General features: G+C 41.5%; 25 protein-coding genes. 13 read left to right on the top strand and 12 right to left on the bottom strand.

Annotated elements, in window-relative coordinates:
- Nucleotides 1-43 precede the first annotated feature (43 nt).
- Together LH29_RS23520 and LH29_RS01375 are read left to right on the top strand one after the other, a co-directional pair.
- Complete coding sequence (locus tag LH29_RS23520) at nucleotides 44-1,309, top strand: T9SS type A sorting domain-containing protein (protein ID WP_052670512.1); 1,266 nt, start codon at nucleotides 44-46, stop codon at nucleotides 1,307-1,309.
- A 9-nt stretch (nucleotides 1,310-1,318) separates the two neighbouring features.
- Nucleotides 1,319-2,161, top strand: coding sequence for a DUF5777 family beta-barrel protein (locus LH29_RS01375; protein ID WP_045025778.1), 843 nt, complete (start codon nucleotides 1,319-1,321; stop codon nucleotides 2,159-2,161).
- Between the two features lie 480 nt (nucleotides 2,162-2,641).
- Here LH29_RS01375 and LH29_RS01370 read toward each other — a convergent pair whose 3' ends face one another.
- The 4 genes from LH29_RS01370 to LH29_RS01355 all read right to left on the bottom strand — a co-directional run bounded on the left by LH29_RS01370 (nucleotide 2,642) and on the right by LH29_RS01355 (nucleotide 6,001).
- Complete coding sequence (locus LH29_RS01370; protein ID WP_045025777.1) at nucleotides 2,642-3,436, bottom strand: hypothetical protein; 795 nt, start codon at nucleotides 3,434-3,436, stop codon at nucleotides 2,642-2,644.
- Nucleotides 3,437-3,556: 120 nt separating this feature from the next.
- A complete protein-coding gene (locus LH29_RS01365; protein ID WP_045025776.1) occupies nucleotides 3,557-4,744 on the bottom strand; it encodes a carbohydrate porin in 1,188 nt (395 codons plus the stop codon).
- Between the two features lie 218 nt (nucleotides 4,745-4,962).
- Nucleotides 4,963-5,424 carry an SRPBCC family protein gene (locus LH29_RS01360; protein WP_045025775.1) on the bottom strand — a complete coding sequence of 154 codons (462 nt, stop codon included), beginning with the start codon at nucleotides 5,422-5,424 and terminating at the stop codon, nucleotides 4,963-4,965.
- Nucleotides 5,425-5,428: 4 nt separating this feature from the next.
- Nucleotides 5,429-6,001 carry a lipocalin family protein gene (locus LH29_RS01355; RefSeq protein WP_082063535.1) on the bottom strand — a complete coding sequence of 191 codons (573 nt, stop codon included), beginning with the start codon at nucleotides 5,999-6,001 and terminating at the stop codon, nucleotides 5,429-5,431.
- 373 nt (nucleotides 6,002-6,374) lie between these two features.
- Between LH29_RS01355 and LH29_RS01350 the strand changes: the two genes are divergently transcribed.
- Genes LH29_RS01350 through queF form a run of 3 tightly spaced genes read left to right on the top strand, consistent with a single transcriptional unit; the run spans nucleotide 6,375 to nucleotide 8,318 of the window.
- A complete protein-coding gene (locus LH29_RS01350) occupies nucleotides 6,375-7,067 on the top strand; it encodes a queuosine precursor transporter (RefSeq protein WP_045025774.1) in 693 nt (230 codons plus the stop codon).
- A 55-nt stretch (nucleotides 7,068-7,122) separates the two neighbouring features.
- The gene (queC, locus tag LH29_RS01345; RefSeq protein WP_045025773.1) at nucleotides 7,123-7,794 is read left to right on the top strand and encodes a 7-cyano-7-deazaguanine synthase QueC; all 672 of its coding nucleotides are present in this window, start codon (nucleotides 7,123-7,125) and stop codon (nucleotides 7,792-7,794) included.
- Nucleotides 7,795-7,847: 53 nt separating this feature from the next.
- Nucleotides 7,848-8,318, top strand: coding sequence for a preQ(1) synthase (queF, locus tag LH29_RS01340; protein ID WP_045025772.1), 471 nt, complete (start codon nucleotides 7,848-7,850; stop codon nucleotides 8,316-8,318).
- 554 nt (nucleotides 8,319-8,872) lie between these two features.
- Here the strand turns inward: queF and LH29_RS01335 are convergent.
- Complete coding sequence (locus LH29_RS01335; protein ID WP_045025771.1) at nucleotides 8,873-9,886, bottom strand: adenosine deaminase; 1,014 nt, start codon at nucleotides 9,884-9,886, stop codon at nucleotides 8,873-8,875.
- Between the two features lie 242 nt (nucleotides 9,887-10,128).
- Between LH29_RS01335 and LH29_RS01330 the strand changes: the two genes are divergently transcribed.
- On the top strand, nucleotides 10,129-10,500 hold the full coding sequence (locus LH29_RS01330; RefSeq protein WP_045025770.1) for a GxxExxY protein: 372 nt from the start codon (nucleotides 10,129-10,131) through the stop codon (nucleotides 10,498-10,500).
- Nucleotides 10,501-10,697: 197 nt separating this feature from the next.
- On the opposite strand, the gene LH29_RS01325 is transcribed toward LH29_RS01330, so the two are convergent.
- The 5 genes from LH29_RS01325 to LH29_RS01305 all read right to left on the bottom strand — a co-directional run bounded on the left by LH29_RS01325 (nucleotide 10,698) and on the right by LH29_RS01305 (nucleotide 17,752).
- Complete coding sequence (locus LH29_RS01325) at nucleotides 10,698-12,011, bottom strand: Gfo/Idh/MocA family oxidoreductase (protein ID WP_045025769.1); 1,314 nt, start codon at nucleotides 12,009-12,011, stop codon at nucleotides 10,698-10,700.
- 188 nt (nucleotides 12,012-12,199) lie between these two features.
- Nucleotides 12,200-12,607: a PaaI family thioesterase gene (locus LH29_RS01320; protein ID WP_045025768.1), complete on the bottom strand. Its 408-nt coding sequence runs from the start codon at nucleotides 12,605-12,607 to the stop codon at nucleotides 12,200-12,202.
- A 90-nt stretch (nucleotides 12,608-12,697) separates the two neighbouring features.
- Complete coding sequence (locus LH29_RS01315) at nucleotides 12,698-13,693, bottom strand: sugar phosphate isomerase/epimerase family protein (protein WP_045025767.1); 996 nt, start codon at nucleotides 13,691-13,693, stop codon at nucleotides 12,698-12,700.
- Nucleotides 13,694-13,761: 68 nt separating this feature from the next.
- Complete coding sequence (locus LH29_RS01310; protein WP_045025766.1) at nucleotides 13,762-14,931, bottom strand: Gfo/Idh/MocA family protein; 1,170 nt, start codon at nucleotides 14,929-14,931, stop codon at nucleotides 13,762-13,764.
- 439 nt (nucleotides 14,932-15,370) lie between these two features.
- Nucleotides 15,371-17,752 carry a TonB-dependent receptor gene (locus tag LH29_RS01305; protein WP_045025765.1) on the bottom strand — a complete coding sequence of 794 codons (2,382 nt, stop codon included), beginning with the start codon at nucleotides 17,750-17,752 and terminating at the stop codon, nucleotides 15,371-15,373.
- Between the two features lie 106 nt (nucleotides 17,753-17,858).
- On the opposite strand from LH29_RS01305, the gene dtd reads away from it, so the two are divergent.
- The 3 genes from dtd (at nucleotide 17,859) to LH29_RS01290 (ending at nucleotide 19,944) form a co-directional block, all read left to right on the top strand.
- On the top strand, nucleotides 17,859-18,314 hold the full coding sequence (gene dtd, locus LH29_RS01300) for a D-aminoacyl-tRNA deacylase (RefSeq protein ID WP_045025764.1): 456 nt from the start codon (nucleotides 17,859-17,861) through the stop codon (nucleotides 18,312-18,314).
- A 26-nt stretch (nucleotides 18,315-18,340) separates the two neighbouring features.
- On the top strand, nucleotides 18,341-18,679 hold the full coding sequence (locus LH29_RS01295) for a nucleotide pyrophosphohydrolase (protein WP_045025763.1): 339 nt from the start codon (nucleotides 18,341-18,343) through the stop codon (nucleotides 18,677-18,679).
- 245 nt (nucleotides 18,680-18,924) lie between these two features.
- The gene (locus LH29_RS01290) at nucleotides 18,925-19,944 is read left to right on the top strand and encodes a branched-chain amino acid aminotransferase (RefSeq protein WP_045025762.1); all 1,020 of its coding nucleotides are present in this window, start codon (nucleotides 18,925-18,927) and stop codon (nucleotides 19,942-19,944) included.
- 292 nt (nucleotides 19,945-20,236) lie between these two features.
- On the opposite strand, the gene LH29_RS01285 is transcribed toward LH29_RS01290, so the two are convergent.
- Nucleotides 20,237-20,677, bottom strand: coding sequence for a transposase (locus tag LH29_RS01285; RefSeq protein WP_045025761.1), 441 nt, complete (start codon nucleotides 20,675-20,677; stop codon nucleotides 20,237-20,239).
- A gap of 483 nt (nucleotides 20,678-21,160) precedes the next feature.
- Between LH29_RS01285 and LH29_RS01280 the strand changes: the two genes are divergently transcribed.
- The 4 genes from LH29_RS01280 to LH29_RS23515 all read left to right on the top strand — a co-directional run bounded on the left by LH29_RS01280 (nucleotide 21,161) and on the right by LH29_RS23515 (nucleotide 24,553).
- Complete coding sequence (locus tag LH29_RS01280) at nucleotides 21,161-21,646, top strand: RNA polymerase sigma factor (protein WP_045025760.1); 486 nt, start codon at nucleotides 21,161-21,163, stop codon at nucleotides 21,644-21,646.
- Nucleotides 21,647-21,661: 15 nt separating this feature from the next.
- A complete protein-coding gene (locus LH29_RS01275) occupies nucleotides 21,662-22,708 on the top strand; it encodes a hypothetical protein (protein ID WP_045025759.1) in 1,047 nt (348 codons plus the stop codon).
- A gap of 224 nt (nucleotides 22,709-22,932) precedes the next feature.
- Complete coding sequence (locus LH29_RS01270) at nucleotides 22,933-23,868, top strand: outer membrane beta-barrel protein (RefSeq protein ID WP_157493524.1); 936 nt, start codon at nucleotides 22,933-22,935, stop codon at nucleotides 23,866-23,868.
- A gap of 88 nt (nucleotides 23,869-23,956) precedes the next feature.
- Nucleotides 23,957-24,553: a methyltransferase family protein gene (locus tag LH29_RS23515; RefSeq protein ID WP_052670510.1), complete on the top strand. Its 597-nt coding sequence runs from the start codon at nucleotides 23,957-23,959 to the stop codon at nucleotides 24,551-24,553.
- Here LH29_RS23515 and LH29_RS01260 read toward each other — a convergent pair.
- Nucleotides 24,544-25,653 carry an ATP-binding protein gene (locus tag LH29_RS01260; protein ID WP_198152320.1) on the bottom strand — a complete coding sequence of 370 codons (1,110 nt, stop codon included), beginning with the start codon at nucleotides 25,651-25,653 and terminating at the stop codon, nucleotides 24,544-24,546. The two genes, LH29_RS23515 and LH29_RS01260, sit on opposite strands and share 10 nt — an antisense overlap.
- Nucleotides 25,654-26,468: the final 815 nt, after the last annotated feature.

Here is a 26,468-nt window from a genome sequence, read left to right as displayed (position 1 = left end):
ATATAATCATCTTCTATTCCATTAAAATCTAAAATTGAGGCCTATGAAAACAAATTTTACTTTACACGGAAAACTTAGCGGATTATTAGTAGTTCTTGTGCTAATTTCGGCCGCGGTGAGCAACGCACAAACCACGCACGTTGTGCAGGTTACGAGCAATGTTTTTACTCCCAGTGAACTAACCATAAATGTTGGCGATGTTGTTGAATGGCGAAACACCGACGGCTCGCACAATGTAAATGGCACTACATCCACGTATCCCGACAATCCGGAATCGTTTGGAAACTCAGTTGGAACGGGATGGACCTTTTCGCATACTTTTACTACTGCCGGAACGAACAATTACCAATGCGATCCGCACGCAGGACAGGGAATGCGTGGTACAATAGTAGTACAACCGGCAAACAACACCGGCAAACATATGCTAACCGTTCAGTTCTCGGGCATGAATCCTCATGTTGGGCAAATGCTTTACTTATCGGTAGTTGAAAAGGATTCAGGGAAAGAGGTTGCCAGAACCACAGAAACTATAAATGCTGAATTTCAGGTACAGGTTTCAGGATTGGAGACAGATCATTCGTACTTTGTAAATTTCTTTGCCGACCACAATGGAAACGGCACCTACGACGCTCCGCCAACCGACCACGCTTACCAAATGGAGCTGAACAATGTAACGGGCGATGCCACGCTTAACTTTGCCCACAATACAAACTTTACCGACATTATGTGGCAAAATAAACTTACGGTGCAGTTCTCGGGAATGAATCCTCACGAGGGCCAAAGTCTTCATCTTTGGGTAATCGATAAAAGTGACGGCACAGAGTTATACAAAACCGAAGTTACAGTTGAAGCCGATTTTGAAATTGTGGCATACGGAATTGAAACAGGCCAGTCGTATACCATTGATTTTTATGCTGACCACAACAGCAGCGGCAGTTATGACGCTCCTCCAACCGACCACGCCTGGCGTTTGGAGCTCAATGAGGTACTTGGCGATACCATTCTGAATTTCAGTCATAATACAAATTTCACCGACATTTTTAATGTTACCAGTGTTCGTGAACAGCAACTTAGTTCATTTATCCTGTATCCAAATCCTGCAAGCGATAGAGTAACACTCGAATTCCAGGAATTTATTACAAACGTAGAGGTTCGGATGATCGATATCAGTGGAAAAACACGCTCGGTTCGCCAAACAAATAGGAGTAACAGAACTGAACTTGATATTTCTGACTTACCTCAAGGATTGTACTTTGTTCACGTACAGGATGGCGACGAATTGCAAATCAGAAAATTAATTAAACGCTAAACGAATAATATGAAAAGAATTAGTTTGTTTTTACTGCTTCATGTAATTCTTACGTGTGCAGCTTCGGGACAGGAAGAAGAGAATGGGATTGAAAATGCTTTCCAGGGAACGCGTATTGTAAATGGTCAATCGGCCAACCTGGCGGGCGATGGCGAATTACGACTGCTGATCCAACACCGTTTTGGCGACATCAGCGGCGGCCTTTACGAATTATTTGGCCTTGATGATGCCTCAATGCGACTGGGTTTTGAGTATGGCTTTGGCGATAACTTTAACCTTGGCGTGGGGCGTAGTACCTGGTTAAAAACTTACGACGCTTTTGCGAAATACCGGCTTGTTCAGCAAAAGAGCGATTTTCCTTTTTCGGCTGTGTTAAGCGTTGGAAGTTCTATACCTACAATTCGCGATTATTTCCCTGAAGCTTCAGACAACTTCTCGGATAAATTGTCGTGGAATGCACAACTTCACCTATCGAAAACCATTGGTAAATTTGCCTTGCATCTTTCGCCGGGGTTTTTAGAAACCGGGTATCTCTATGATGTTGGGGAAAACCTTTCGGTATTTACTCTTGGAACGGCTGCCGCGGTCCGAATCTCTAAAAAAGTATCCGCAAACCTGGAATATCTGGCTCCGTTTAATTCTGATATTATGGGAGACAATGCGCTTTCTTTAGGTGTTGACATCGACACCGGAGGACACCTGTTTCAACTGGTTTTGTCGAACAACAACAGGATGTTTCACCAGGCTGTTTATACCAACAGTACAGGTAGTTGGGGCGATGGAAACCTGTATTTTGGTTTTAACCTGATTCGCGAATTCAAATTGAAATACGATCCGGGGTGGACAGAATAAAATGAACATGCATGATTCCCAATTCTCACCAACAGAGATGGAAGTGAGTCCTGTTGACTGCATTTCATAGAAATGGACAGATTACAAGGCGCATATAACGATTGTGCGTTGAATCGCTTACTGATTGCGCCTTTAAACTACCGCACACCAACCCCGGGTTTCACCCGAGGTTAGTCACATTTTATCCCTTCGGGATATTGAACTGAATCACAAAATTAAGGCGAGTTTTAGACCTGCAATGTAGGAATTGCAAGTTTTTTATGACGCTGGAAGCGTCGAATGAGAATAACCCGGTGTGTAGCGCCGGGATGAAATGACCAAAGGGAAATCGTCCGGCAAAGAAAGCAGATCGAAGCCAGATGGTGCTCCCGGACGAAACTCAAACGGCAATACATATAAAAAGATGAGGACTTTCAGAAAAAAAGACGCCTGAAGCGGAAATTTCTTCAGGCGTCTTTTTTTTATTTGATATAGTATTCCTTAATCATCGTCATGACCGTCGTGATCATCATCATAACCATCATGCTCATCGTCATCGTCGTGATGTTTGTGTTTGTAATGCGTGCGATGATCGTGCTCCAGGTTACCGATAATGGTTTGATAAATTCCGGTATTGTGATCAGATGATATCAGCAACACACCATCTACCAACTCTGCATTATCAAGATCGGCCACATCTACATCAGCCATCAGTTCATCCAAATAAAGCTGAATGATTGAGGTAAAATCGATTTCCTCTTCGGTGACTTCCACATTTTCTTTTTCGGTTTTAAAATATACATCGTGATTCACCATCACTACAATAGGCGTCGTTCCGGTGTCGTTGGTATAAGTTCCTGCAAGGTAGAACACGGGGTTGTCGCCGGCATTTTCCTGTAATCCGCTTACTTTTAGTTCAATTTCGTCGTAATACCCCGGCTGAAGCACAAAGTTACCCATGGTAAGTTCGTTGTTCAGCAAGTCAACCATTTGGGGGCCATACCATTTGTATTCAATTTCAATCGAGTCTTCGCCGGTAACCACACTTTTTAATTCCGCCTCGAACTTAATGCTGGAAACCACAAGATGTGCCGAATCCCAGGCAATGGATTCAGCGTCTATTGTTACAGATTTCATTGAAGTCTGAACCGGTAAACTAAATTCTGTATTCAGTGCTTCAATACGCACACCAAATAACGATTCGCCGTCGTTCATCATATCCCCATCATCGCTACAGGATATAAAAATGGCCGTCATCAGGGCCAGTGCAACTAAAAATTTCTTTTCTGTTTTCATAAGTAGTAATTTTATTATGACCGTTGTGTAATTACAAAACGTAAACCTTCTTAATATATTTTAAGACCTTTTAGTTTCTTTTTGTTTACCGGCCGGTGAAATATTTTCCTGCTTACAATTTTAGTAGCTCAAATTAATTCGTAGCCCTGCAAGAAAATGCTCAGAATCTTCGGAGCGCCAGGTTTTAATCCACTGCACATGAGGCGAGATAAATACCCACCGATTGAGTTGGGTACTGAAATAGAATTCGGCCATTTGCTCGGGATTTTCGTAAGCTGTTGTTTGCGTTTCGGCATAGGCCAGCCCGACTTTGAGCTCACGATTCAGGATATATTGCCGGAAACCAACACCTCCACTCCAGGCATTTTTTATGCCTTGCCATTGGGCCAGTTCCTTACTGTTTGCACCATAACGCCCAAAAATGGTGAAGTGGTTGGCAATCAACTGGTCGAAAGAAATACCAAATCCCCGACTATCGCCGGCCAGAGGTTGTTCATGACCGAACACTCTGAAATTGGCCTCCCATCCGCTTTCTGCGAAAAGTTTAATACCGGTTTCCAATAGTTTCAGGTGATTTTTCATAATATTCTCTTCCTGCGGGTTGGCCATAAACTGCCCGTATTGAATGTAAAAACGTTTTACAAATGTGGTACGAAAACGAATTCCCGGACTGTTGACTCCCACCGGCAAAACCGGGTTATTAACAAACACTCCGCTTATAAACTGGGAGGTTTCATCGTTGGCATGCAGGTTATTATCGAAATAGTTTGTTGGATCCAGCTTCCCAAAAGTAACTGTGAAAATATCTTTCAACATTTTAAATTCGGTCCAGGCTTCCAATACGATGAGGTTCTCGCCTTTACCATCGCCACCACCCGCATCAGCATTCAACACCGAAACATTCGGAATAAGAGCATCAGGGCCTTGTCCTCCTCCGGCTTCCAGGTCGAAAAACAATAGCGCCGACGGCCCAAAACTTACAAAAGCAAAAATATCAAACGTGCCAACCCCTTTCCATACCTGATCATTTTCAAGCGGTACCTGAACCGATGCTGTTGCCACTCCGCTAAACTGCAGTTTGCCGGGTTCTTCCAGTATGGATTTTAACAGTGCATCCACCTGCTGCCTCCGCGAACGTTTGATTTCAGGAATCCGGTCGAGATCGCTTTCCTGAAACAAACCCAGAAACTGGTCGACCAGCGTAGTGTCGGTATGTGTGGTATCCTGTTGCACAAATGTCGCACCGGCAAGCAAAGGCGAGGTGAAAAACAGGAAAATAAAAGTGGTTAGAATGTAAAATTTCTGCATCAGCAACACATTTTCTGATGAATAATACCGATTAGAAATCGAACTAAACCCTTGCTTCATTTATTCCCAAAGATTCTTCTCTTTACTATCGACATCAACCATTGTAATCTCAGAGTTTCGCTTTAGGCTCACTCTCAAAACAATTGGTATAATTTAAGGAATTATTGGCGGAGTGCAAAACGGATTGTAACCTGGAAGATTTCGGTTCTTAACACAATCTATCCCGGAAATATCTCCTCAAAAGCCTTTGTTCGGTAATCAAAAATCTCCTCCAGCTTTTTGCGAATAACCAATGCGTTGGCAATTTGCCCCAGAACACCCAATGGCGGACTGTAGCTCACAATGTCTTTCATTAACACGCCATCCTTTACTTCCTCGATATGATGTTCGTGATGCCAGAGTTTATATGGCCCAACACGTTGCTCATCAACAAAATATTTTTGCGGTTCCACATGTGTAATTTCGGTTACCCAGGTGGTAGGAATTCCCAGTAATGGCCGCACCGTGTAGGCGATGATCATCCCTTCGTAAGCTTCATCGGGCAAATCGGGTGTGCGTATATCGAAACCCATGTAAATTGGTGTAATGCGCTTCAGATTTTGTGGCCTGGATATAAAATCCCACACCTCGCTGATGTTGCTTTTTATAAATTGTTCGCGTTTAAATTGATAGAATGCCATCTCTTTAACTGTTTACTTTTTGTTTTACTTTTATTAATGCTGAAGTATCGTATCCCCGATCTGCAATTCGCTTCAACAAATCGTTGTACACTGCAGGTGCCATTTGCGGAGTACGGTTTAATATCCACAAATATTTATCTGAACTACTGCCAATCACGGCCCACTGGTAATCCTCATCCAGCTCCAGCACGTAATAATCGCCATAGAATATCCAGAAAAAGGAGACCTTTAGTTTAGCCGGTTCATTTTCCGGATCCGGAATTTTGGCTTTTCCTATCGCTTCGGAATATTCACCATCAAGCGTATTTTGGTAGCCACTGTTTACTACCTTTATTTTGCCGTCGGAGCGCAAAGAGTAATTAGCAGTAACGCCCACCATTCCGCGCTCAAAGCGATGATCGTAACGGGCAATTTCGTACCATGTTCCCAGGTACTTTTCGAGGTCCAGTTCCTTCACCACACTATTGTCTATCATTTGCTTTTGCCCTGAACAGCCTGTTAACGAACAGCTTGTTATAAAGCTAAGCAGAATTAGCGAAACATAGGCGCTGTGTTGTACTATTGTTTTTTTATTCATTTTTTGTTTAATCATATACATCAAAACAATAAACAAAGTGTTTGGTTCGTGAATAGGGTAACTATTCTCTTTTGGGGATTACTTAGGCCATTCTTCCCCTACCCCTCACCCGTCAGCCAACGGGAGCTCCCCTTGCAAGGGAAGCATGCTCTGAGCCGGACCTGCAACATAATCCGCTTTGGCTTTTCAAAGCTGTTTCCCCTTCCGAGGGGAAATGGTGACAGCCAAAGGGGTAAAGGATCTGCTTCTACCCCATCTGTAAGAGCTTCATTATTCCCAAAATAAAAAACCCTTGTTTACTGATATTGAAATTTTTATATCTTCGCGGCGTATTAACCACGTGTTCTTGATAACCACGTAAAAAACAAGAGAAATGAAGAATAAAGTATCCGTTCTGTTTATGCTTGCAGGTATTCTTTTCGCCACCTGCTTATTGATTTCCAACATTCTTGCTTCAAAAATTATGATGATCGGTCCGTGGTCAGCCCCGGCCGGAGTATTGATTTTCCCATTGGCATATATTATTAACGATGTGCTGGTTGAAGTGTGGGGTTACCAGAAAACCCGCCTCATTATTTGGGCAGGATTTGGAGTAAATGTGCTCGCCGTAATTTTCTTTACGCTTGCAATTTCGGTAAATGCCGCACCTTTTTGGGAAAACCAGAATGCCTTTGCAACCGTTTTGGGCAGTACCCCGCGCATTGTAGCGGCCAGTATGCTCGCCTACCTGATGGGCTCGTTCCTGAATGCGTATGTTATGAGTAAATTTAAGGTACTTACCAAAGGAAAAGGCTTTTCGCTGCGTGCAGTGGTTTCAACACTTGCTGGTGAAGGAGCTGATTCGGCCATTTTTATTACCATTGCATTTGCCGGAATATTCCCTGTAAATGCGCTGCTAACCATGATCGTAACACAGGCAATTATCAAAACCGTTTACGAAATTGCCGTTCTTCCGCTTACCATTTGGGTGGTTGGCAAAGTGAAAAAAGTGGAAGGTATTGATACCTATGACTACCACGTTTCGTATAACCCATTCAAATTGAAGTTTGAAGGACTGAGGTATTGATTTATGAATGCAGAAATGCTTCATTGCAAGAATGCTTTAATACACTTTAGGCAAAATGACTTTTATAGACAAGAAAAAAGCACTGGTGGTTTTTTCGGGCGGACAGGATTCTACCACCTGCCTGTTTTGGGCTAAACGCGAATTCGAAGAGGTTTATGCCATTGCATTTAACTACGGTCAGCGCCATGCTGTTGAGCTGGAATCGGCAAAAACAATCGCCGAAACAGCCGGTGTGCCTTTGCAGGTTTTTCCGATGGATCTGATCTCGCAACTCAGCCGGAATTCGTTAACGTACCATAGCATGCAGGTAGATCGCAATAAACCGGAAGACACGCCACCCAATACGCTGGTGGAAGGCCGGAATATGTTGTTTTTAACCTACGCCGCTATTTTTGCCAAGGTGCATAATATACACCATCTGGTAACAGGTGTAGGCCAGGCCGATTTTAGCGGCTACCCCGATTGCCGCAACGATTTTATCGTGTCGCTGAACGAAACGCTGAACCTGTCGATGGATTATCCGTATCAGATTCATACACCGCTGATGTGGAAGAACAAAAGCGAAATATGGCAACTGGCCGATGAGCTTGGAGTTTTTGATTTGGTACAAAACGAAACCGTTACCTGCTACAATGGCATTAAGGGCGTAGGGTGTGGTGAATGTCCGGCTTGTGAGTTGCGGAATAAAGGGCTGGAAAAATATTTGGAAAAGAAGGAGAATACGTAATTGAGTGAATGAGTAATTGAGGATTTTTAGAACATTTATTACTAGACAGAACAATGAGCGAATTAAAACACCTGGGAAACGAAACGAATTACGATTTTAACTATCGTCCTGATGTGCTGGAATCGTTTGATAATAAACATCCTGAAAATGATTATTGGGTAAAATTTAACTGTCCTGAGTTTACCAGTTTGTGCCCCATTACCGGGCAGCCCGATTTTGCTACCATCTACCTTAGTTACATTCCTGATGAGAAGTTGGTGGAAAGCAAAAGCCTTAAACTTTATCTGTTCAGTTTCCGCAACCATGGTGCTTTTCACGAAGATTGTATCAACATTATAATGAAGGATCTGATTGCTTTGATGAATCCAAAGTACATTGAAGTGTGGGGAAAATTTTTGCCACGTGGAGGCCTCAGCATCGATCCGTTTTCAAATTACGGAAAACCGGGGACGAAATATGAAGAGATGGCCTGGTTTCGTATGCAAAACCATGATTTGAATCCTGAGAAGATTGATAATCGCTAGAAGTTTATAATAATCTTGACTTCAAGGATTCATATGCTGGAATAAGAGTGAATTAACCTGATAGCTATTTTCAATTAAAGTCTACTCTAACCATGTCTTTCCAGACAGGAAATCCTTTTTCTTATAGCTGAAAAAGGATTCAAAAAAGCCACCGCTGACGATAAAAAGCTAAAAATAAACTCCTTTCACTAAAATCAAGAAACTTCCCGATGCTACCGATCGGGACAGGCTCTCCTTTTAGCCCTTCATACTTCAGGGCTAACGAGCGTCAAACAGACTTGATTTTTTAACGTTCTCTCCATTTATTTTCTTAACGCTTTTTCTCGAAGGCGGTCCAAAAGGCAAATCTTGTGCGGGCACGTCAAAAATCCGTCAGTCGGGCTAATTAGTCACATTGAAAAAACGAAGAGGTTATTTTTGACAAGATTCTTGCTTTCTTTTGATCGACTGCAAAAGAAAGAGCCCGTCTGGCTTGAAGACATAAGCTACTTAAATAATCAAACAATACAATTCAACTGGCAACATCTAAAAAACATCAAACGAATCATCCGTTTTTAAGCAAGAAACTTAGCAATCTCATCCAGCCACTTTTGTTTCTCCTCATCTGCAAGGAAACTGGCTGTAAACGAATTGGCTGCAAGTTTTACGATATCCTCTTTTGTTAAGTCAAGCGCCTCGTTTACAGCATGGAAATTAGCATTCATATAACCACCAAAATAGGCCGGATCGTCAGAATTAACAGTAGCAACAATGTTATGATCCAGCAGCTTTTTTAAAGGGTGATCAACCATATCATTCACCACTTTCAGCTTTAGGTTCGACAGCGGACAAACGGTTAACGGCATTTTAATACGCGCCAGTTCATTCAGTAATTCGGGATCATCGATCGAACGTACTCCATGGTCGATACGCGCTACCTTTAGCATATTTATTGCATCCCAAACGTTTTGTGCCGGACCTTCTTCGCCGGCATGTGCAACTGTTAAGAATCCTTCGGCACGTACCATTTCGAACACCTTTTCAAACTTGGCCGGTGGATGACCTTTTTCGCTTGAATCGAGACCATAAGCGGTGAATAATTCGCCAAACTGCAACGACTCTTTAAACGTCTTGATGGCATCCTCCTCACTCAGGTGACGCAAAAAATTTGGAATAAGGCGGTAAGTTATGCCCCATTCATTACGGGCATCGATACAGGCCTGTAAAATGCCGTTAATTACATTTTCAAACGGAACGCCGCGCTGTGTGTGTGTTTGCGGATCGAAAAAGATTTCGGTATGTACCACCTTATCTTCGTAGCACTTTTTCAAGTAGGCCTTAGTAAGGTCGTAGAAATCCCGCTCGTAAAGCAAAACATACGCACCTGCATAATAAAGATCCAAAAATTCCTGGAGGTTATTGAATTGATAGGCCGCATGCAGCTCATCAACTGATTTATATTTTAACCGAATATCATTCCTTTCGGCAATGGTAAACATCAGTTCCGGCTCAAAAGTGCCTTCAATATGTACATGCAATTCGGCTTTAGGAATCTTATTTATCAACTCAGTCTGTTTTCTCGGTGTCATGCTTTTCTACTTTCTTTCAAATATACGGATAGAGCAAGCTATTTTACAAATGAAGATATGTTATTCCACAAAGCTTCTCAAAGAAAACACGGAGAACCACAAAGATGAAATAATTACTCTGTGAAACTGCGCACTCTAAGTGTAACACTGTGGGATAGTTGGGTATTAATTTAAAAAATTTGTAAATTGAATAGTGTAATCCAAGCATAAACCAGACTCTCAATAAACTTAAATTATATAACATGATAGAAAATGAAATCTCCAAAACAATTATCGGTTGTGCAATAGATGTGCATAAACAATTAGGCCCGGGACTACTTGAGTCTGCATATCAGGAATGTTTATTCTACGAATTACAGCAAAAAGGACTAAACGTAAAAAAAGAAGTACCTATGCCGATTGTTTATAAGGAAGTAAAGCTAAATCATGGCTACAGAATTGACCTGCTGGTGGAAAATAAAGTCGTTATTGAGTTAAAAACAGTTGAAGAACTCAATGATGTTCACACAGCACAGGTACTCACTTATTTAAAATTAGGCCATTATCGTCTTGGATTGCTTTTGAATTTTAATGTTTCAATTCTTAAAAACGGGATAAAAAGAATTATAAATTAAACTTTTAGAAGCTATTCCACAGAGCTTCTAAAAGGAGACACAGAGAAACACAAAGACAATAAAATTATCTCTGTGAACCTTTGTGGATTCTCCGTGTAACTCTGTGTAATAGTTTAAAATGAACGGAGAGACTATTTGAAACAAAAAAGCAGACCCGAAATGAGCCTGCTTTTTCAAAATATCTGGTTTTTGTCTTTTTATACTTTAGGCAACTCCCATGGTGCGCGGTAAGTTGGCACCAATAGTTCGTTAGCCGCATCGTTACCAATAAATTTGCTGTTATCGGCATCCCAGTACAGGCGCTGACCGGTTTTTAAGGCCAGGTTACCCAGGTGAGCCACACGAGCGGTATTGGCAGCAATACCAACGTTACAGTTTGTATTCTGATCGCCATCTTTGATACAATCGATAAAGTTAGCCATGTGGTTGTTCAACCCCTGTCCATCGCCTTTTTTCAATTCCACGCGATCCATTTTGGGGTTTCTTCCACCTTCCGGAATAACTTCCCATCCGTTACGGTCAACCACCAAAGTTCCGTTGTTACCAACAAAACCTACACCGTGGCTGCGGCCATAGTAACCACCATCGATTCCCAGACCATGATCCCAAAGTAAAGTATAGTCGTCGAATTCGTATAAAGCCTGCATGCTGTCAGGAGTTTCGCAAGCATCCTCAGGATAAGCGAATTTGCCACCCATTGCCATAACCGATTTAGGTGCTTTGGCTTTCATTCCAAATAAACCGTAGTCGATAATGTGTACTCCCCAGTCGGTCATTAATCCACCGGCATAATCCCAGAACCAGCGGAAATTAAAGTGAAAACGGTTCGGGTTAAACGGACGTGCTTTTGCCGGTCCTAACCACATATCGTAATCAACACCTTCAGGAACAGGTCCGTCGGGCATTACCGGAATCGATTTCATCCATCCCTGGTACGACCAGCAACGTACGGTACGAATTTTACCCAGCGCGCCGGTATATACAAAATCAACGGCTTCTTTCCAGTGCTTATCGCTACGCTGCCACTGCCCTACCTGGGCAATTGTTCCGTAACGTTTCCACGCACGTTCCATGATGTTGATTTCTTCGATGTAGTTTGCAAGCGGTTTTTCACAGTAAATGTGTTTTCCTTCCTGCGCCGCATAAACAAACGGCAAACAGTGCCAATGGTCGGGCGTACCAATAATGATCACATCAATGCCGGGTTCTTCCAGTAATTTTCTGAAATCCTTAAATCCTTTTGGTTTTGTTCCCTGAATTTTTTCAACGTCGGCAATACGCTGATTCAAAACGTTTTCATCAACATCGCAAATGGCGCCACACTCGGTATTTTTTTGCTTTAAAAAGGCTTGCAAATCACTAAATCCCATTCCTTTTGCCCCAATCAAAGCACAAACCAGTTTATCGTTTGCTCCCGAGCACGATTCCATCGCTAAAGGCATTCCTGACGCAATCCCTACGCCAGCTGTTGCCATTGCCGATGTTTTGATAAAGTCTCTTCTATTAGTCATTTTATTTTTAGTTGGTATTAGAAAATAAATCTTAATTCATTTGTAATTCGTTCAGGAAGACCTTCCATCGCGTAACCGACCCCAAATTTGTAGAATAATTTTAAGTTATCCATTTTTAATGCCGTTTTTTTGCCCTTTCACTATCACTTATTAACCTATTTTACAACACAATATCTAAAACAAAACATTTATCCAAACGCTATTTCGTCCTTTTTTCGGTAAACAGTTCCTTTAAAATGAGCAATATGCTCGTTTGCTTCGTTGGTAATCTCCACCAGGTATGTTCCGAGTTTACCATTTAGCGAAATCTCCTTTGCCTCGGCAGTTAAAGTACCTGATGATGTGGCTTTAAAAAACGAAATCTCAGCATCGATAGCCAGTGCCACCCTGCCATGCGAATTGGAGGCTACGGCAAAAGTAAAATCAGCCAATGTGAACAAAGCACCACCATGCACAATTCCTATTGAATTATAATGATCCGGTTTAATTTTCATCCTGGATTTTGCATAGCCGGGTTTAGCTTCCACCAGTTTTATCCCGTTTTTGGCGGCAAACACATCTTTCTCAAATGTTTTGTGATATTTTGATTCGGTCATTCTTTTAGTATTTGATTTTCGTGAAAGTACGAAAAAAAGAAAGCCGGAAACGATTTGCTTCCGGCCTGAATAGTCTTCTTATTATTCTTTTTATTCTTTCTGCATGGCATCATCAAACGCGACGTCTGATGGTGCAAAATCAATCTTTTTAACAAACTCACAGGCTTCTGCCGCCCCTGCTTCACGGTTCATTCCGCTGTCTTCCCACTCTACGGAGAGCGGTCCGTTATAACCGATATCATTCAGCGCCCGTACGATGTTCTCGAACTGAATTTTACCCCGTCCCAAACTGCGGAAATTCCAGTAACGTCGGTTGTCGCCAAATTCCATATGACCACCAAAAACACCAACTCCGGTAGGTACATCGCTCCAGTAAACATCTTTCATATGAACATGGAAAATACGATCGGCAAACTCGTAGATAAAACGCACATAATCCACATGCTGATAGCCAAAATGGCTGGGATCGTAGTTAAATCCGAATGCCGGATGATAATCCAATGCCTTTAGTGCCAGGTGTGCAGTGTGAATATCAAAAGCTATTTCGGTAGGATGTGCTTCTAACGCAAATTTTACCCCAAGGCTTTGGTATTCATCGAGAATCGGTTTCCAGCGCCGTGCAAAATCGGCATAACCTTCTTCAATCATTTCGGGCGATACCGGTGGAAACGAATAAAGAAGGTGCCAAATCGGGCTTCCGGTAAATCCAGCCACGGTATCCACTCCCAGGCGTTTAGCAACTTCGGCCGTTTTTACCATTTCTTCGGCTGCCCGCTGACGTACACCTTCCGGATCGCCATCGCCCCAAACATGTGGGCTGGCAATACTTTTGTGCCGCCTATCGATAGGATCGCAAACACATTGTCCATCAAGGTGCGTGGAAATAGTAAATAGCTGTAAATCATATTTATTGAGTAATTCTTTTCTGTTATCGCAGTATGCCTGGTCGGCTTTTGCAATTTCCATGTGATCGCCCCAGGTACATAGTTCCAAACCATCGTAGCCAAATTGTTTTGCTTTCTGACACATGGTTTCAATAGGCAAATCGGCCCATTGTCCGGTAAAAAGTGTTACTGGTCTTGCCATTATTGTTGTAGTTTTAAGTTCATATATTTTTAATGAGCAGGTGACTTGTAATCACCTGCTCATTCATTTCAAATTATATCGCCAAATTTTACCCATTTCACCTCGTCGTTGTAGCCGGCACTAACAACGGTATCGATAAACTGCATGCCGCGAATACCGTCTTCAACGCCCGGGAAATCCAGCATTTCAGGTGTAGGTTCTTCGCCGTTGGCTTTTGCACGAACGGTAAGTGCAAAATTGCGGTAGATATTGGCAAAAGCTTCCAGGTAACCTTCAGGGTGTCCACCCGGAGTTCGTGTATTATGCAAGGCTGCCGGAGCATCCAAACTGGTTCCGGTCCGTAAGATCTGTACCGGTTGGTCGATCCATTTTAAAATTAAAGTATTGGGTTCGTGCTGGTTCCATTCCAGCCCACCTTTTTCGCCGTAAACCCTAATTTTAACTGCGTTTTCTTCGCCGGCAGCAACCTGACTGGCCATAAGAACACCTTTGGCTCCGTTATCGAAATGCAACAAAGCGGCACCATCATCATCCAATAAACGATTAGGAACAAAAACATTAATTTCAGCACAAAGCTCTGTAACTTTTAATCCTGTAATATATTCGGCCAGCTGATGTGCATGTGTTCCAATATCGCCCATACAACCGGCTTTCCCCGATTTTTTTGGGTCGGTACGCCAACTTGCCTGGGCATTTCCTGCATCTTCCACTTTCGATGAAAGCCATCCCTGCGGATATTCAACATATACTTTTCTGATTTTTCCCAATCGTCCTTCGGCAACCATATGTTTTGCCTGTTTTACAGCCGGGTAGCCCGAATAAGTATGCGTTAAGGCAAAAGTTAAACCTGTTTTGTTGATTTGTTCTTTTAGTTGATATGCCTCATCCAAGGTAAAAGTTATCGGTTTATCCAGCACCACATTAAAACCATGTTCAAGTGCCATCATGGCCGGTGCAAAATGCACAAAATTGGGCGTTACTATCGAAACAAAATCCATTCGTTCGCCTTCCGGAAGTTTGGCTTCCTTTTCAAACATTTCCTGATAGGTTTCATAGACTCTGTTTTCTGGTAAATAGTATAATTTTCCCGATTGTTTTGATATTTCAGGGTTTACACTAAAACAACCGCAAACAAGCTCAATTTGGTTGTCCATAAAAGCTGCCAACCGGTGTATTGCTCCAATAAACGCGTCGGTGCCTCCACCAACCATTCCCATACGAAGTTTTCGATTCATCATGATCTATTTAGTTTATATTGATTCAGTATTATTTCATAAAATTAAGAACTCTTTTTAAGGATGCAATAAAATACATCTACTTCTTTCTGTTCTATTCTGTTTACTTCCGGTACTCACATAAAAATTTTTGGTACGGATTTTAAAGAACCATATTGTATTGTTATGAACTCCCATTCATAAGGATTCACCAAACACTGTTTTATACCTAGTCGTATTGATTTATTTTACTAGAATCAACAGCTTGTGAGAATGAACTGTACCACCGCAGAATATGCAGGTATCCTTAGGGTATGATGTTTATCAACTTGCCTCAGGGAACTGGTTATCAGATTCTCGATAGGCAAGTTTAAACCCATTAGTTCCCGACGGCTTGGCATCGGGATAAGCTCGACTTTATAATTTAAGGGCACTTTGTTTCTGAAATTAGCGTCTCACAGAATTAAAATTCAATAATAATTCCGATGGTTGGTAAAACCGTTCCCGACTTGCTTTCAATTTCATTCAGCACATAACGCGTTCCATTGTCGGTTGTTAGAAAATTCCCGTTGGCATCCTCGGCACGAACAACAATATCGTTTTCCTGCGCCTGGAAATTATAAAGGTTTTGAATGTCGATATAAAATTTAGCGGTGAGTTTTTCGAAATAGTAGGATTTATCTACGCGAATATCGAGCTGATGAAAAGGGTCAAAGCGTTTGGCATTAAGCTGCGTATAATCGTAATACGGTCCGCCTTGCAGGTTCCAGGCTTCCACCATCGACGATTTTTCTATATCCCACGGCGTGTAAGGCAAACCACCCACAAAACGCCAGCGTGCACCTACGCGCCAGTTACGTTTCAGGTCTTTTGTGGTAGTGAGTGTAATTAGGTGTTTCGCATCCCAACTTGAAGGGATGTAAGCGCCTTCTCCGTCATTAAACTCACTACGTACCAAGGTATACGACAAGTTAAAATTAAATCCGTCGGTTGAATTAATACGCGCCTGAAACTCGGCTCCGTAAGCTCTTCCTTCCGAAGTTGAGGTTACTTCTTCGTCGCCAACCACACCATAATCAGCCCCCAGATTCGCCAGACTTACCTGGTCGTTCACCGAAAACGGATATTGTGAATAACCTTTCCAGAATGCCTCGCCAGACAACTGTAAGGTAGGTCTTGGACGATACTCCAACCCGCCAATTAGGTGATCTACTGCAATGTATTTCAGGTTATTGGCCTTATTCACCAAAACATCATTCTCCTTATAACCCAGCGTTGTATAGGCCGGCAATTGGTAATAACGTCCGGTATTAAAATTCAGGCTCCACTGATCGCTTAAGGAATACGATGCCGAAAAACGTGGCGAGAACTGATCCAACAAGTTCTTCATGCTCGACGAGTAATTATTCGCATCAGCGCGCACGCCCAGCGAAAGTGCCAAACGCTCGCTAAAAACCGACTTGCTGAGCTGTGCAAATAATCCATATTTCACGAGGTTAAGATTGGTGTTGTAACTCACATCAACCGGCTGGCCCTCGTAAAAACGGCGGAATTGCGAACTGTTTTTGTAACTCACAAAATCGAGGTTGGCACCAAAATTCAGTTTAAAACCCTCCATACGCGAAGTGTTCTCGAAACGAAACTTATTTTCGGCCTCCTGCGAATCGTAATCCAGAATTTTATTCTCTTCCGAACTCTCATCATTATCAAGGTATTTATAGGCGTTATTGTCTAAATGACTGCGACTTGCCACAAAAGTCTGGTAGCTGTTATCGCGGTAATGTTTGTATACGGCACCCACCGTATACGACCATTGTTTGTTCACCGGAATCTCACTAAGAATATACTTTTGCTCGTCGTCGGGATCTTCAATATCTTCATTTAACTCAAACAAATCGTTGGCTCCCAAACCAATCAGGGTCAACTCATTCTTTTTATCGAAACGGGTGCGTACCTTAAACTGCATATCCGTAAATGTGGGTAAAAACGGTAATTCCAGCGCGCTAAACAAAAACTGCAGATACGACTGACGTATAGAAACAACAAAGTTTGTCTTTTCTCCAATGGGGCCATCCAAAGTTGCTGCAATTTCCGATGCGCCAAGCGTTCCATGAAAATTTAGTTTCTCCTCGTTCCCATCGATCTGGTAAAATTCCATCACACCACTTAAGGCATTTCCACGGTTGGCCGGGAAAGCGCCGGAGTAATAATTTACCTCGCGAATAAAATCGGCATTTAAAATACCAACCGGGCCTCCGGAAGCTCCCTGCGTGGCAAAGTGGTTGATAAACGGCACCTCAACACCATCGAGGTAAAAACGACTTTCCGACGGGCCTCCGCCGCGGATGATAATATCGTTTCGGAAAGCCGGTGTTGACTGCACCCCCGGAAACGACTGAATGATCTTAGAAATATCGCGGTTGGCACCGGGGCTTTTCTCAATTTCGCCAATACCAATACTTCGCAAAGAAACAGGGCTTTCAATTGTTTTTCTAAATGGCGAAGCTGTAACCGTAACCTCATCCAGCTCTGATACTGATTTTTCCAACAGAATTTCAACAAAAGGAGCGCTCGAATTATTTACCTCCACCTCTGACGAAATGGCCTTTTTATACCCAACAAAACTGGCTTCGATACGAATAAAACCCGGGGTCAGGTTTCTAAACTCGAAATGGCCTGTCTCGTCTGTTACTGTTCCGTTTGAAGTTCCCGAAACCAGCACATTTACAAAAGGTAAGGGCTCGTTACTCACTGCATCTACCACTTTTCCGGTAACTGCTGCGTTTTGTGCAAGTATGCATATTGGCAATCCAAATAAAAGCAAAATTAATCCGACTTTCCTCATTGATTCTGTTTAATTTTTCCGTCAAAAACCCAAACAAAACTAATGAATAAAAGTTGAGAAAGCTTTATTGTTTTTATAAATTAGTCCTCGAAAAATTGAAAAGCAAATGCGTGTTGTCATTCAAAAAGTAAAAGAAGCCTCGGTAACGGTTGAAGGCGAAAAAATATCGGCCATAAAAAATGGACTGTTGATTTTGGTAGGCATTGAAAACGAAGACACACAGGAAGACATTGATTACCTGGTAAAAAAGTCGACACAGTTGCGGGTTTTCGACGATGAAAACGGCGTGATGAACCGCTCGGTTATGGATGTTGACGGCGAAATTATTGTGGTGAGCCAGTTTACACTGCAGGCCAACACAAAAAAGGGTAACCGACCATCTTATATTCGCGCTGCCAAACCTGATATTTCCATTCCGATGTATGAAAAATTTGTAGTCGCCATGGAAACGGCTCTCGGCAAAAAAGTAGGAACCGGAAAATTCGGAGCCATGATGGATGTGGCGCTGATTAACGACGGTCCGGTAACCATTATCATCGATTCGAAACAGAAAGATTTTTAACCTGTTTCATCAGTTAAACAAGCAAAATGAAAAACGAACTTACAATATCCGAAGCTCAAAAACGGGTTGACGAATGGATAAAAACCATTGGCGTGCGCTACTTTAGCGAACTGACGAATATGACAATTCTTACCGAAGAAGTGGGAGAATTGGCGCGCATTATGGCCCGGAAATACGGCGATCAGTCGTTTAAGAAGTCGGATGAAGAATATAACCTGGCAGATGAAATGGCCGATGTTCTTTGGGTATTGATTTGCCTGGCCAATCAAACCGGAGTTGATCTGAATGAGGCATTTCAGAAAAACATGGAGAAGAAAAACAAACGTGACGGGGAGCGACATAAAAACAATGAGAAATTGAAATAAGCCTGTAAAACTGCACTTTTGTTATTTTGAAATCAAAATCCGGCCATCCGGATAAAATTTTAAGAAAAAACAGCAAAATCTTATTCATTTAAAAATATCAGAAATTACCTGTACGTTATAAAACATTTACTACAAACGGGTTTCATGACTAATTTCCTGCTTTCATTAAAGAAAAATCGCTTACTTTGCTAATGCAACAAAAGTTGCATATAGAATACATTACAAGCAGACTTAAAACGTAAACAATGGAAAATCTCGATTGGAAAAACCTTGGGTTTGGATACCGCGATACCGACTATAATGTTCGTTGCTACTATCGCAACGGCAAGTGGGGAGAACTTGAAATCAGCTCATCAAACGTCATTAATATTCATATGTCGGCAACGGCATTGCACTATGGGCAGGAAGCTTTTGAAGGACTAAAAGCCTTTAAAGGAAAAGATGGCAAGGTCAGGGTTTTTCGCATGGATGAAAATGCCAAACGTATGCAAAATTCTGCCGATGGTATTCTGATGCAGAAACTTCCGGTTGAGAAATTTCAGGAAGCCGTTCGAATGGCTGTAAAAATGAACGAACGTTTTGTTCCGCCTTACGAATCGGGTGCTGCGCTGTACATTCGTCCGTTGTTAATTGGTACCGGACCACAAATTGGTGTTGCTCCGGCCGAAGAGTACCTGTTTATGGTATTTGTAATGCCTGTTGGACCGTATTTCCCTGAAGGATTTAAACCTACCAACCTGGTAATTTACCGCGAATTCGACCGTGCTGCTCCGCAAGGAACGGGAAAATATAAAGTTGGCGGAAACTATGCTGCCAGTATGTACGAAGGCAAAAAAGCCAAACAGAATGGTTTTTCGGCTGTGCTTTATCTCGACAGTAAAGAGAAAAAATACATCGACGAGTGCGGACCAGCTAACTTCTTTGGCATAAAAAACAATACTTACATTACGCCGGAATCGGCTTCCATCCTTCCATCGATTACCAACAAAAGCCTTATCGTTTTGGCCGAAGAAATGGGATTGAATGTTGAGCGCCGCAAAGTTCCGTACGAAGAACTGGCCGAGTTTGACGAAGTGGGAGCCTGTGGAACTGCTGCCGTAATTTCGCCAATTAAAGGTATTTACGACAACGACAACGACAAGTGGTTTAAGTACGGCAACCAGGAAGAAGCCGGCGAATGGTCGACAAAATTATACAATAAACTACGCGCTATTCAATACGGCGACGAGCCCGACACACATGGTTGGGTAGAGATAATTGAGTAAGATCTATTAACAAAGTATATCAGAACCGTTCCTTTTTTGAAGGAGCGGTTTTTTGTTTTATAAACCGATAAGGTTAATAAGGTTTGATTTCTATTTTACACTTTATACTACTAAGGTTTATATTTTAAAAATAAGGTTTTCGAATGCGAAACAATTTGAAATGGCTTATGAAATTCTCAAAGGCTTTTCAGAAGCAATAAATAACCTTATTCTTCAACCTCAACCTTAGTAGAAATCCTTCCAGCCACGCACCCGAACCTTATTAACCTTATTTTATAATTGAAATAAAATCTTACTGATTATTAATCCCAGTCTGATAATGCTCAATAAACTTCTGATACTCTTCCTCAAACGTAGTTTTCTTGTGGTGCTCCGGTTGATTCAAAATGTATTTGCAAACCCGGTCTACATCCGATTTTGAAACTGAAAATGCCGAAGCTGATTGCTGCCATGCAAATTTTCCGGCTACAAGTTTATTCGAATTGATAAACCTTTCCGTACTACTGGAAACAATTTCGAGTAACTCTTCTTCCGAAATATGCGGCGAACGCGAAACCAAAAAATGAACATGTTCAGGATTGGCATAAATGGCATATAATTTTGAATGTTGATGCGACACAATTCCTGTAATATACTTTTCAATCCGTTCTCTATTTTTTTCAGAGATAATTGCCACTCGTTTGTAAGTGGTCAGGATAAAATGTGTGTAGAGGTTGTTATACTCAATTTTCATGTTTGATAAGGTTAATAAGGTTATAGTTCTTTTAAAATTTAGTGCTACTAAGGTTTATCCTCTAAAAATAAGGTTTTTATAGATTCCAATCAAATTCAAAAGTTCGTAACATCTGTTAGTTTTAAAGTTTCAAAAGATAACCTTATGCTTCAACCTCACCTTAGTAGAAATCCGTCCGGCCACCTAACCAAACCTTATTATCCTTATTTCATTTCGAAAAATTTACAGTGCTACTAAGGTTTATTCTTTTAAAAATAAGGTTTTTAGGCATCCCGATCAAATTGAAATATTAAAAAATATTCCCCATATATATGATCGAAAAACCTTATTCTTCAACCTAAACCTTAGTAGAAATCCGTCCAGCCACCTACCCAAACCTTATTATCCTTATTCCATTCAAAAAAAATTCGGAGCTTTTTTTATTTCTACTGTAACTATCCCGTAACTTGTCCGTCGTATTTTACGAACGAGGTTCAGAAACAAATGACAATTACCGAATATAACCTTGCAGTTGACAATTACTCAGATCGTCTGTACCGCTTTGTACTGAAAAGTATAAAAGATGTGCATGCCGCGCAGGATATTGTGCAGGACAGCTACGAGAAATTGTGGAAGAACCGCGAGAATGTGGATGGCACGAAAGTAAAATCGTACCTTTTTACAACGGCCTACCACACGATGATCGACCGCATACGCAAGGAAAAACGTTCGGCATTTGCCGAGGATATGAGCTTGCCGGAAGAAGGACACGAAAGCAACTATTCCGACTTAAGCGAAATACTGAAAGAGGCCGTTAACAAACTACCGGAGATTCAACGAATGGTAGTTTTGTTGCGCGATTATGAGGGATACAACTACCAGGAAATTGGCGAGCTGACGAATTTAAGCGAATCGCAGGTGAAAGTATACATTTACCGGGCAAGGTTGTTTCTGAAGAAATATATTGGCAGCATCGAGGCTGTGGCATAGAAAGAGGGGCAGAACATGAAGGAGATTAACAGAACAAATTACGAAGCTTATTTTATCGATTACCTCGAGGGCAACCTCGATGAAGGGATGATCGATAGCTTTATTGCGTTTCTGAAAGCGAATCCCGACCTGAAACAAGAACTGGAACTTTACGAACCGATTTCGCTGGAGCCCGAGAAAGTAACGTTCAACAATAAAACAGAACTTTATAAGAGCAAATACGACAATCACGAAGCATTTGATAATGCTGCTATTGCATTGCTTGAAGGCGACTTAAACGAGCATGAAAAACAGGAGTTTGAAACCTACCTGACCAATGATCCAGAAAAGGAAAAACAGGCTGCAGCTTTTCAAAAAGCCATATTAACGGCTGATGAAAGCATTGTTTTTGCCAATAAGAAAAAGCTGTACAAAAAAGCACCGGGCAAAACGATTCTGCTCTGGACAAGCCGTGTGGCGGCAGTTTTAGTTCTTGGCCTCGTAATCTTCAACCTGGTAAACCATAACAATACGGTTGAAGAAATCACATCGCAACAAATTGCCGAAGTGGAAAAAGCACCTCAACAAACAATCGAAGAAACTCCGGTAATAATCCCGGATAATGATATAAACACTGAAGTTGCCAGAAATACCGCTGTGGAAGCTCCGGCTCCGGTAGAACAAATCACTCCGAAGAAGCCAATCGTTGAAGACATTATTGAAGACAACAGCGTCACTTCTGCACCAGATGAGTTACTAGCCATGCGCGAAACTCTTATTATTCCGGAGGAATTGAAATCCATCAACGCTACAATAGAGGTTGAACAAACCAGTGCAACACTGGCAACGATGTACATTATCTACCCGGCAGAAACCTACGACGATGAGATGTTGCTGGCTGATCGTGTAAAAGAAAAAATCAATTTGCGTAAGATATCCCAGGCCGGTCTCGATTTAATTGCAAACATTTCCGACGACCGCTTTGATTACGAAACCAACAACAACGGCAAAGTGGTAAATTACACCTACGAATCACGCTTATTGGCCTTTTCTATTCCGGGAAGAAATGATGCTGGTGAATAATTTTTAAAGAAAAACCACGAAGGCACAAAGTACACTAAGATTCTTGCTACTTTATGAAAACCTTTGTGGCTTGGTGTTATTAGTGGTGTAAATTTGAAATTGACTCCCATCAAACATTCTAAAATTTTTCTCAGATCAGTTTGCCAAATATTTATTTAAATTTCCCTGTAACTTTTAAAACCACACGTCCGTCACAGCATCAGAAACATTTAAACGTAGAAATAATGAAACAATTATTGATCTTAATTTTGTGTTGCGTATTAAGCACAAATGTATTCGCACAAAACGACACCACCGAGGTTAAAGTATTAAAAAAGAACGTTGTAACAGTAATTGAAGACGACGACAAGGTACAGGTAGCCGTTGGCGACGGCGTTGAAGTAATTACCGACGACTGGGGCGACACTACTCATGTTCGTATTGGCCGACGTACCTTTAAAGTTATTGAAGGCCACAACGGAACCTACGTTAGAGTTGAAAAAGATGTAAATCGTCAGAAGTGGTCAGGAAGATTTAACCCACACTGGGCAGGCCTTGAAGTTGGTGTAAACATCATGACCGGCACAGATTATTCGATCTACGATGGCCAGTATGACGATTTCGGCGATTTTCTCGACCTGAATCCGGGCAAATCCTTATCCTGGAATCTGAACTTTGCCGAGTTCGCATTTAAAAACGAACGCAAAACGTTTGGTGTGGTAACCGGTCTTGGGCTGAGTTTTAACGACTATACGTTTAACGATCCGGTAACCATTGAAAAACTGGATGGTGGTGGAATGACAGTCCCTGTATACCTGCCTAACGACGACGAGGGCCGCGGAATAAAAAAATCGAAATTACACGTAAATTATATCACTGCTCCCTTAATTCTTGAGGTGAAAACCCCGCTTCGTATGGGCAGTTCGCGCATGTACCTGGCCGGAGGTGTTATTGGCAGTCTTTACCTGGGCTCGCACACCAAATACAAGTATTACAAGGGTGGCAAAGAAAAATCGAAAAGTGGTTACAACGTTAACCAGTGGAAATACGAACTTACCGGACGTATTGGTTTTGGCGACTTCTGTATTTTTGCCAACTACAGCATGACTTCGTTGTTTAAAGATGGCAGAGGCCCTGAAGCATACCCACTGATGATTGGTGTTTCGTTCCCAAATATCTAGAAATCAAACAACATATATAACTCATGTCCCCGGTAATTTTTGCCGGGGATTTTTTTGCTTTAACCGTTGCTTCGCGTACTTTTAGTTCATGGAAATCATTCGTTTGATACCGCTGATCGGCTTTTTGCTTTTCTGTTTACAGATTGGTATCCGGGCTTTCGTTTTGCATCAAAAAGGAACGCGTTTATCTGGTGGAAAAAAGCAGTCCTCAAAAGGAATTAGCACGTTTTTACTTATCGCTTTTTTCATGGTGTTTTTAAACGAACTCGGCTACAAAGCAGGATTGATTCATTTTTCCTTCCTTCCAGAAACTTTGCAACCTTTACTTACCGGAAAGATTATTCTCGTTGTTAGCGGAATCGTATTTATTTTATTGGGTAACCTGTTAATGCTGCTAACATTGCGTGCATTAAACCAATCGCTGCGTTTTGGATTAAACAAAGGCAATCTGGGCCAACTGGTAACTTCCGGAATTTACGGTTGGTCGCGCAATCCTTTTTTCCTGGCTATTAACTGTTTATTTATTGGAATTTCGCTGGTATTCCCCACCCCGTTCTTTATTGCGATTAGTCTGTTAACACTGCTCTCAATACACCTTTTTATTTTAAAAGAAGAGCGTTTTATGCATGAAAATTACGGCGACGAATACAAAGATTACACGAAAACGGTGAGACGTTATTTCTGAGTGGCAAACTGATGAAACGGAACCACATGAACAGTTTTATCACCGCGAATAAAAGTGTCTGTTTGGTTTAAAGTAACCAAGGTCCCCGCTTTGAAACCGAAGAAATCCATAGCTTCCAACAAACCATTTAATTCCTGCTCCAGCTTATCCTGCTCCAAATTCGCACACACCTGAACCGCAACTTTTGCCTGATCTTTTCCAAAGCCAATAAAATCGCAGTACCCGTCTTCCGAGAAATAGAAGAGTTCTGTGAATTTCGATTGTAAATACAGAAACACCAGATTTTCAAGCAGCTGATCTGTTTTATCGGCGATATTAAAAGTTGCCGCACTCACAAAACCCGTGTCGGCCACATACACTTTGCGCGGATTTACCAGCTGTTTGCGCAGCGAATAGCTGAATTTTGGAACATAATACATTAAAAAGCCGGTCTCCAGAAAATTCAGATAGTCAACCACCGTAGTTGTGGTTTTTATGCCTAATGTATTCTTTAGCTGGTTGGCGGTGATCATTTCCCCAACGTGGCGCAGTAAATGTAAACTGAGCCGTTTAAACGCCCTCAAATCGCGAATACCGTTAGTTAATCCAATCTCGCGCACAACAATGTCGTCAAACAACTGACCTAAAAATTCATCACGGTTGGTTTCAGGCACAAAAAAACCACCCTTTTCCATGTAATCTTTTACTGAGCTTTCATCCCGTTCCAGCGAATGGTAGGTGCAGAATTCATCGTACGACAGCGGCGTAATCACTCTGCTGATATACCTACCTGTCAAACTCCTCCCCTTTTCATTATTTAGCACTCCTGCATTCGAAGTGGTGAAAATAACCCGAAAGCCTTCATCCAGTTTCTGGCGAATATAATCCTGCCAGCCTTCCATTGTTGTAACTCCGTCAAGCAGCAGTATTTTGCTTTCGACTGATGCAATAATTTCATCGAGCTTAAAAAAATCGTTCTGATCAAAACCATAAAATCCGGGATGCCTGAAATTAACGTAAAAAGCAGCATCGGAGTAGTGATTTTTTAACTGATACAGCACCGATTTTTTTCCGGTCCGTTTTAAACCCTTTATAATAACTAACTCACTTTTTTCATTCATTATCTGATCAACTAACTCTCTGTTTATATAGGAATTAATCAGTTCAGAAGAATTTTTTTGTGAATCGATTAGTATTTTTAAGTCTGATTTTAAAAGCATTACAATTTATTTATTACAAATATAATTCTTTTATTTTTATTAATATATATTCTTATCTATTTGTAATATATACTTCAATTTTTTCTCAATATAGTGCGATAAAAGTATTTAGCAGTTTAAAGAAATGAGGATTTCTTATACGTCAATAAAAGCATTACAATTTCTGGAAGAAATGATGTGGTAATCACAGTTTAAAAAGGAGATTATAGAAGGAAATATGGAAGTCGGAGGATATAAGTTTCGGCTTTTGCTTATGCAATCAGTTTATAGTTTCTATCCATCCATTTCGTCCGGAAGAACCAATTAACTTCGATCATTTTTTCTTCGCCGGACGATTTTAATCAAATTATCCTACCCCAGGGCGACGTAATTCGTTGAATTACTTTGCCCTGGGCTATAATAGAACGCACTTTCAGCGCTCCTTTTAAACTACAATCCAACAGAATTATACAATAGGGCTGAAAGTCCGTAGCAATTTAGCCCCGGGCAAACGAACCGCCGGATGGCGGAAAGTGTCGCCCGGGGTTAATGTTAAGCATTAGAAATGGCGCAAATGCGAAAGTATAGTGAAAATGAAACGTGCCATGCGCCTTATATAGAAGCCCTTTTTCAAAAATCAAACGTAAAATATTTGTGTGTAAAAGGTAGTCCCCTTAGGGAAGAGGTGCCGAGGGAGAATCTATTTGCAGTGCAAAGAATTTCTGCAACGATTCAGA

Origin of the sequence: Draconibacterium sediminis, from assembly GCF_000949475.1 — a bacterium.
Lineage (GTDB): Bacteria > Bacteroidota > Bacteroidia > Bacteroidales > Prolixibacteraceae > Draconibacterium > Draconibacterium sediminis.
The sequence above is the reverse complement of the archived record's forward strand: the minus strand, read 5'-3'. Positions and strand labels throughout refer to the sequence as shown.

What these genes read in the sequence shown, in the direction of transcription:
- LH29_RS01335 (WP_045025771.1), bottom strand. Translation starts at nt 9,886, where the DNA reads ATGACACCGAGAAAACAGACTGAGTTGATAAATAAGATTCCTAAAGCC.
- LH29_RS01280 (WP_045025760.1), top strand. Translation starts at nt 21,161, where the DNA reads ATGACAATTACCGAATATAACCTTGCAGTTGACAATTACTCAGATCGT.
- LH29_RS01330 (WP_045025770.1), top strand. Translation starts at nt 10,129, where the DNA reads ATGATAGAAAATGAAATCTCCAAAACAATTATCGGTTGTGCAATAGAT.
- LH29_RS01315 (WP_045025767.1), bottom strand. Translation starts at nt 13,693, where the DNA reads ATGGCAAGACCAGTAACACTTTTTACCGGACAATGGGCCGATTTGCCT.
- LH29_RS01310 (WP_045025766.1), bottom strand. Translation starts at nt 14,931, where the DNA reads ATGATGAATCGAAAACTTCGTATGGGAATGGTTGGTGGAGGCACCGAC.
- LH29_RS01325 (WP_045025769.1), bottom strand. Translation starts at nt 12,011, where the DNA reads ATGACTAATAGAAGAGACTTTATCAAAACATCGGCAATGGCAACAGCT.
- LH29_RS01275 (WP_045025759.1), top strand. Translation starts at nt 21,662, where the DNA reads ATGAAGGAGATTAACAGAACAAATTACGAAGCTTATTTTATCGATTAC.
- LH29_RS01270 (WP_157493524.1), top strand. Translation starts at nt 22,933, where the DNA reads ATGAAACAATTATTGATCTTAATTTTGTGTTGCGTATTAAGCACAAAT.
- LH29_RS23520 (WP_052670512.1), top strand. Translation starts at nt 44, where the DNA reads ATGAAAACAAATTTTACTTTACACGGAAAACTTAGCGGATTATTAGTA.
- LH29_RS01305 (WP_045025765.1), bottom strand. Translation starts at nt 17,752, where the DNA reads ATGAGGAAAGTCGGATTAATTTTGCTTTTATTTGGATTGCCAATATGC.
- queC (WP_045025773.1), top strand. Translation starts at nt 7,123, where the DNA reads ATGACTTTTATAGACAAGAAAAAAGCACTGGTGGTTTTTTCGGGCGGA.
- LH29_RS01375 (WP_045025778.1), top strand. Translation starts at nt 1,319, where the DNA reads ATGAAAAGAATTAGTTTGTTTTTACTGCTTCATGTAATTCTTACGTGT.
- LH29_RS01360 (WP_045025775.1), bottom strand. Translation starts at nt 5,424, where the DNA reads ATGGCATTCTATCAATTTAAACGCGAACAATTTATAAAAAGCAACATC.
- queF (WP_045025772.1), top strand. Translation starts at nt 7,848, where the DNA reads ATGAGCGAATTAAAACACCTGGGAAACGAAACGAATTACGATTTTAAC.
- LH29_RS01370 (WP_045025777.1), bottom strand. Translation starts at nt 3,436, where the DNA reads ATGAAAACAGAAAAGAAATTTTTAGTTGCACTGGCCCTGATGACGGCC.
- LH29_RS01260 (WP_198152320.1), bottom strand. Translation starts at nt 25,653, where the DNA reads ATGAATGAAAAAAGTGAGTTAGTTATTATAAAGGGTTTAAAACGGACC.
- LH29_RS01355 (WP_082063535.1), bottom strand. Translation starts at nt 6,001, where the DNA reads ATGAATAAAAAAACAATAGTACAACACAGCGCCTATGTTTCGCTAATT.
- LH29_RS01290 (WP_045025762.1), top strand. Translation starts at nt 18,925, where the DNA reads ATGGAAAATCTCGATTGGAAAAACCTTGGGTTTGGATACCGCGATACC.
- LH29_RS01285 (WP_045025761.1), bottom strand. Translation starts at nt 20,677, where the DNA reads ATGAAAATTGAGTATAACAACCTCTACACACATTTTATCCTGACCACT.
- LH29_RS23515 (WP_052670510.1), top strand. Translation starts at nt 23,957, where the DNA reads ATGGAAATCATTCGTTTGATACCGCTGATCGGCTTTTTGCTTTTCTGT.
- dtd (WP_045025764.1), top strand. Translation starts at nt 17,859, where the DNA reads ATGCGTGTTGTCATTCAAAAAGTAAAAGAAGCCTCGGTAACGGTTGAA.
- LH29_RS01350 (WP_045025774.1), top strand. Translation starts at nt 6,375, where the DNA reads ATGAAGAATAAAGTATCCGTTCTGTTTATGCTTGCAGGTATTCTTTTC.
- LH29_RS01365 (WP_045025776.1), bottom strand. Translation starts at nt 4,744, where the DNA reads ATGCAGAAATTTTACATTCTAACCACTTTTATTTTCCTGTTTTTCACC.
- LH29_RS01295 (WP_045025763.1), top strand. Translation starts at nt 18,341, where the DNA reads ATGAAAAACGAACTTACAATATCCGAAGCTCAAAAACGGGTTGACGAA.
- LH29_RS01320 (WP_045025768.1), bottom strand. Translation starts at nt 12,607, where the DNA reads ATGACCGAATCAAAATATCACAAAACATTTGAGAAAGATGTGTTTGCC.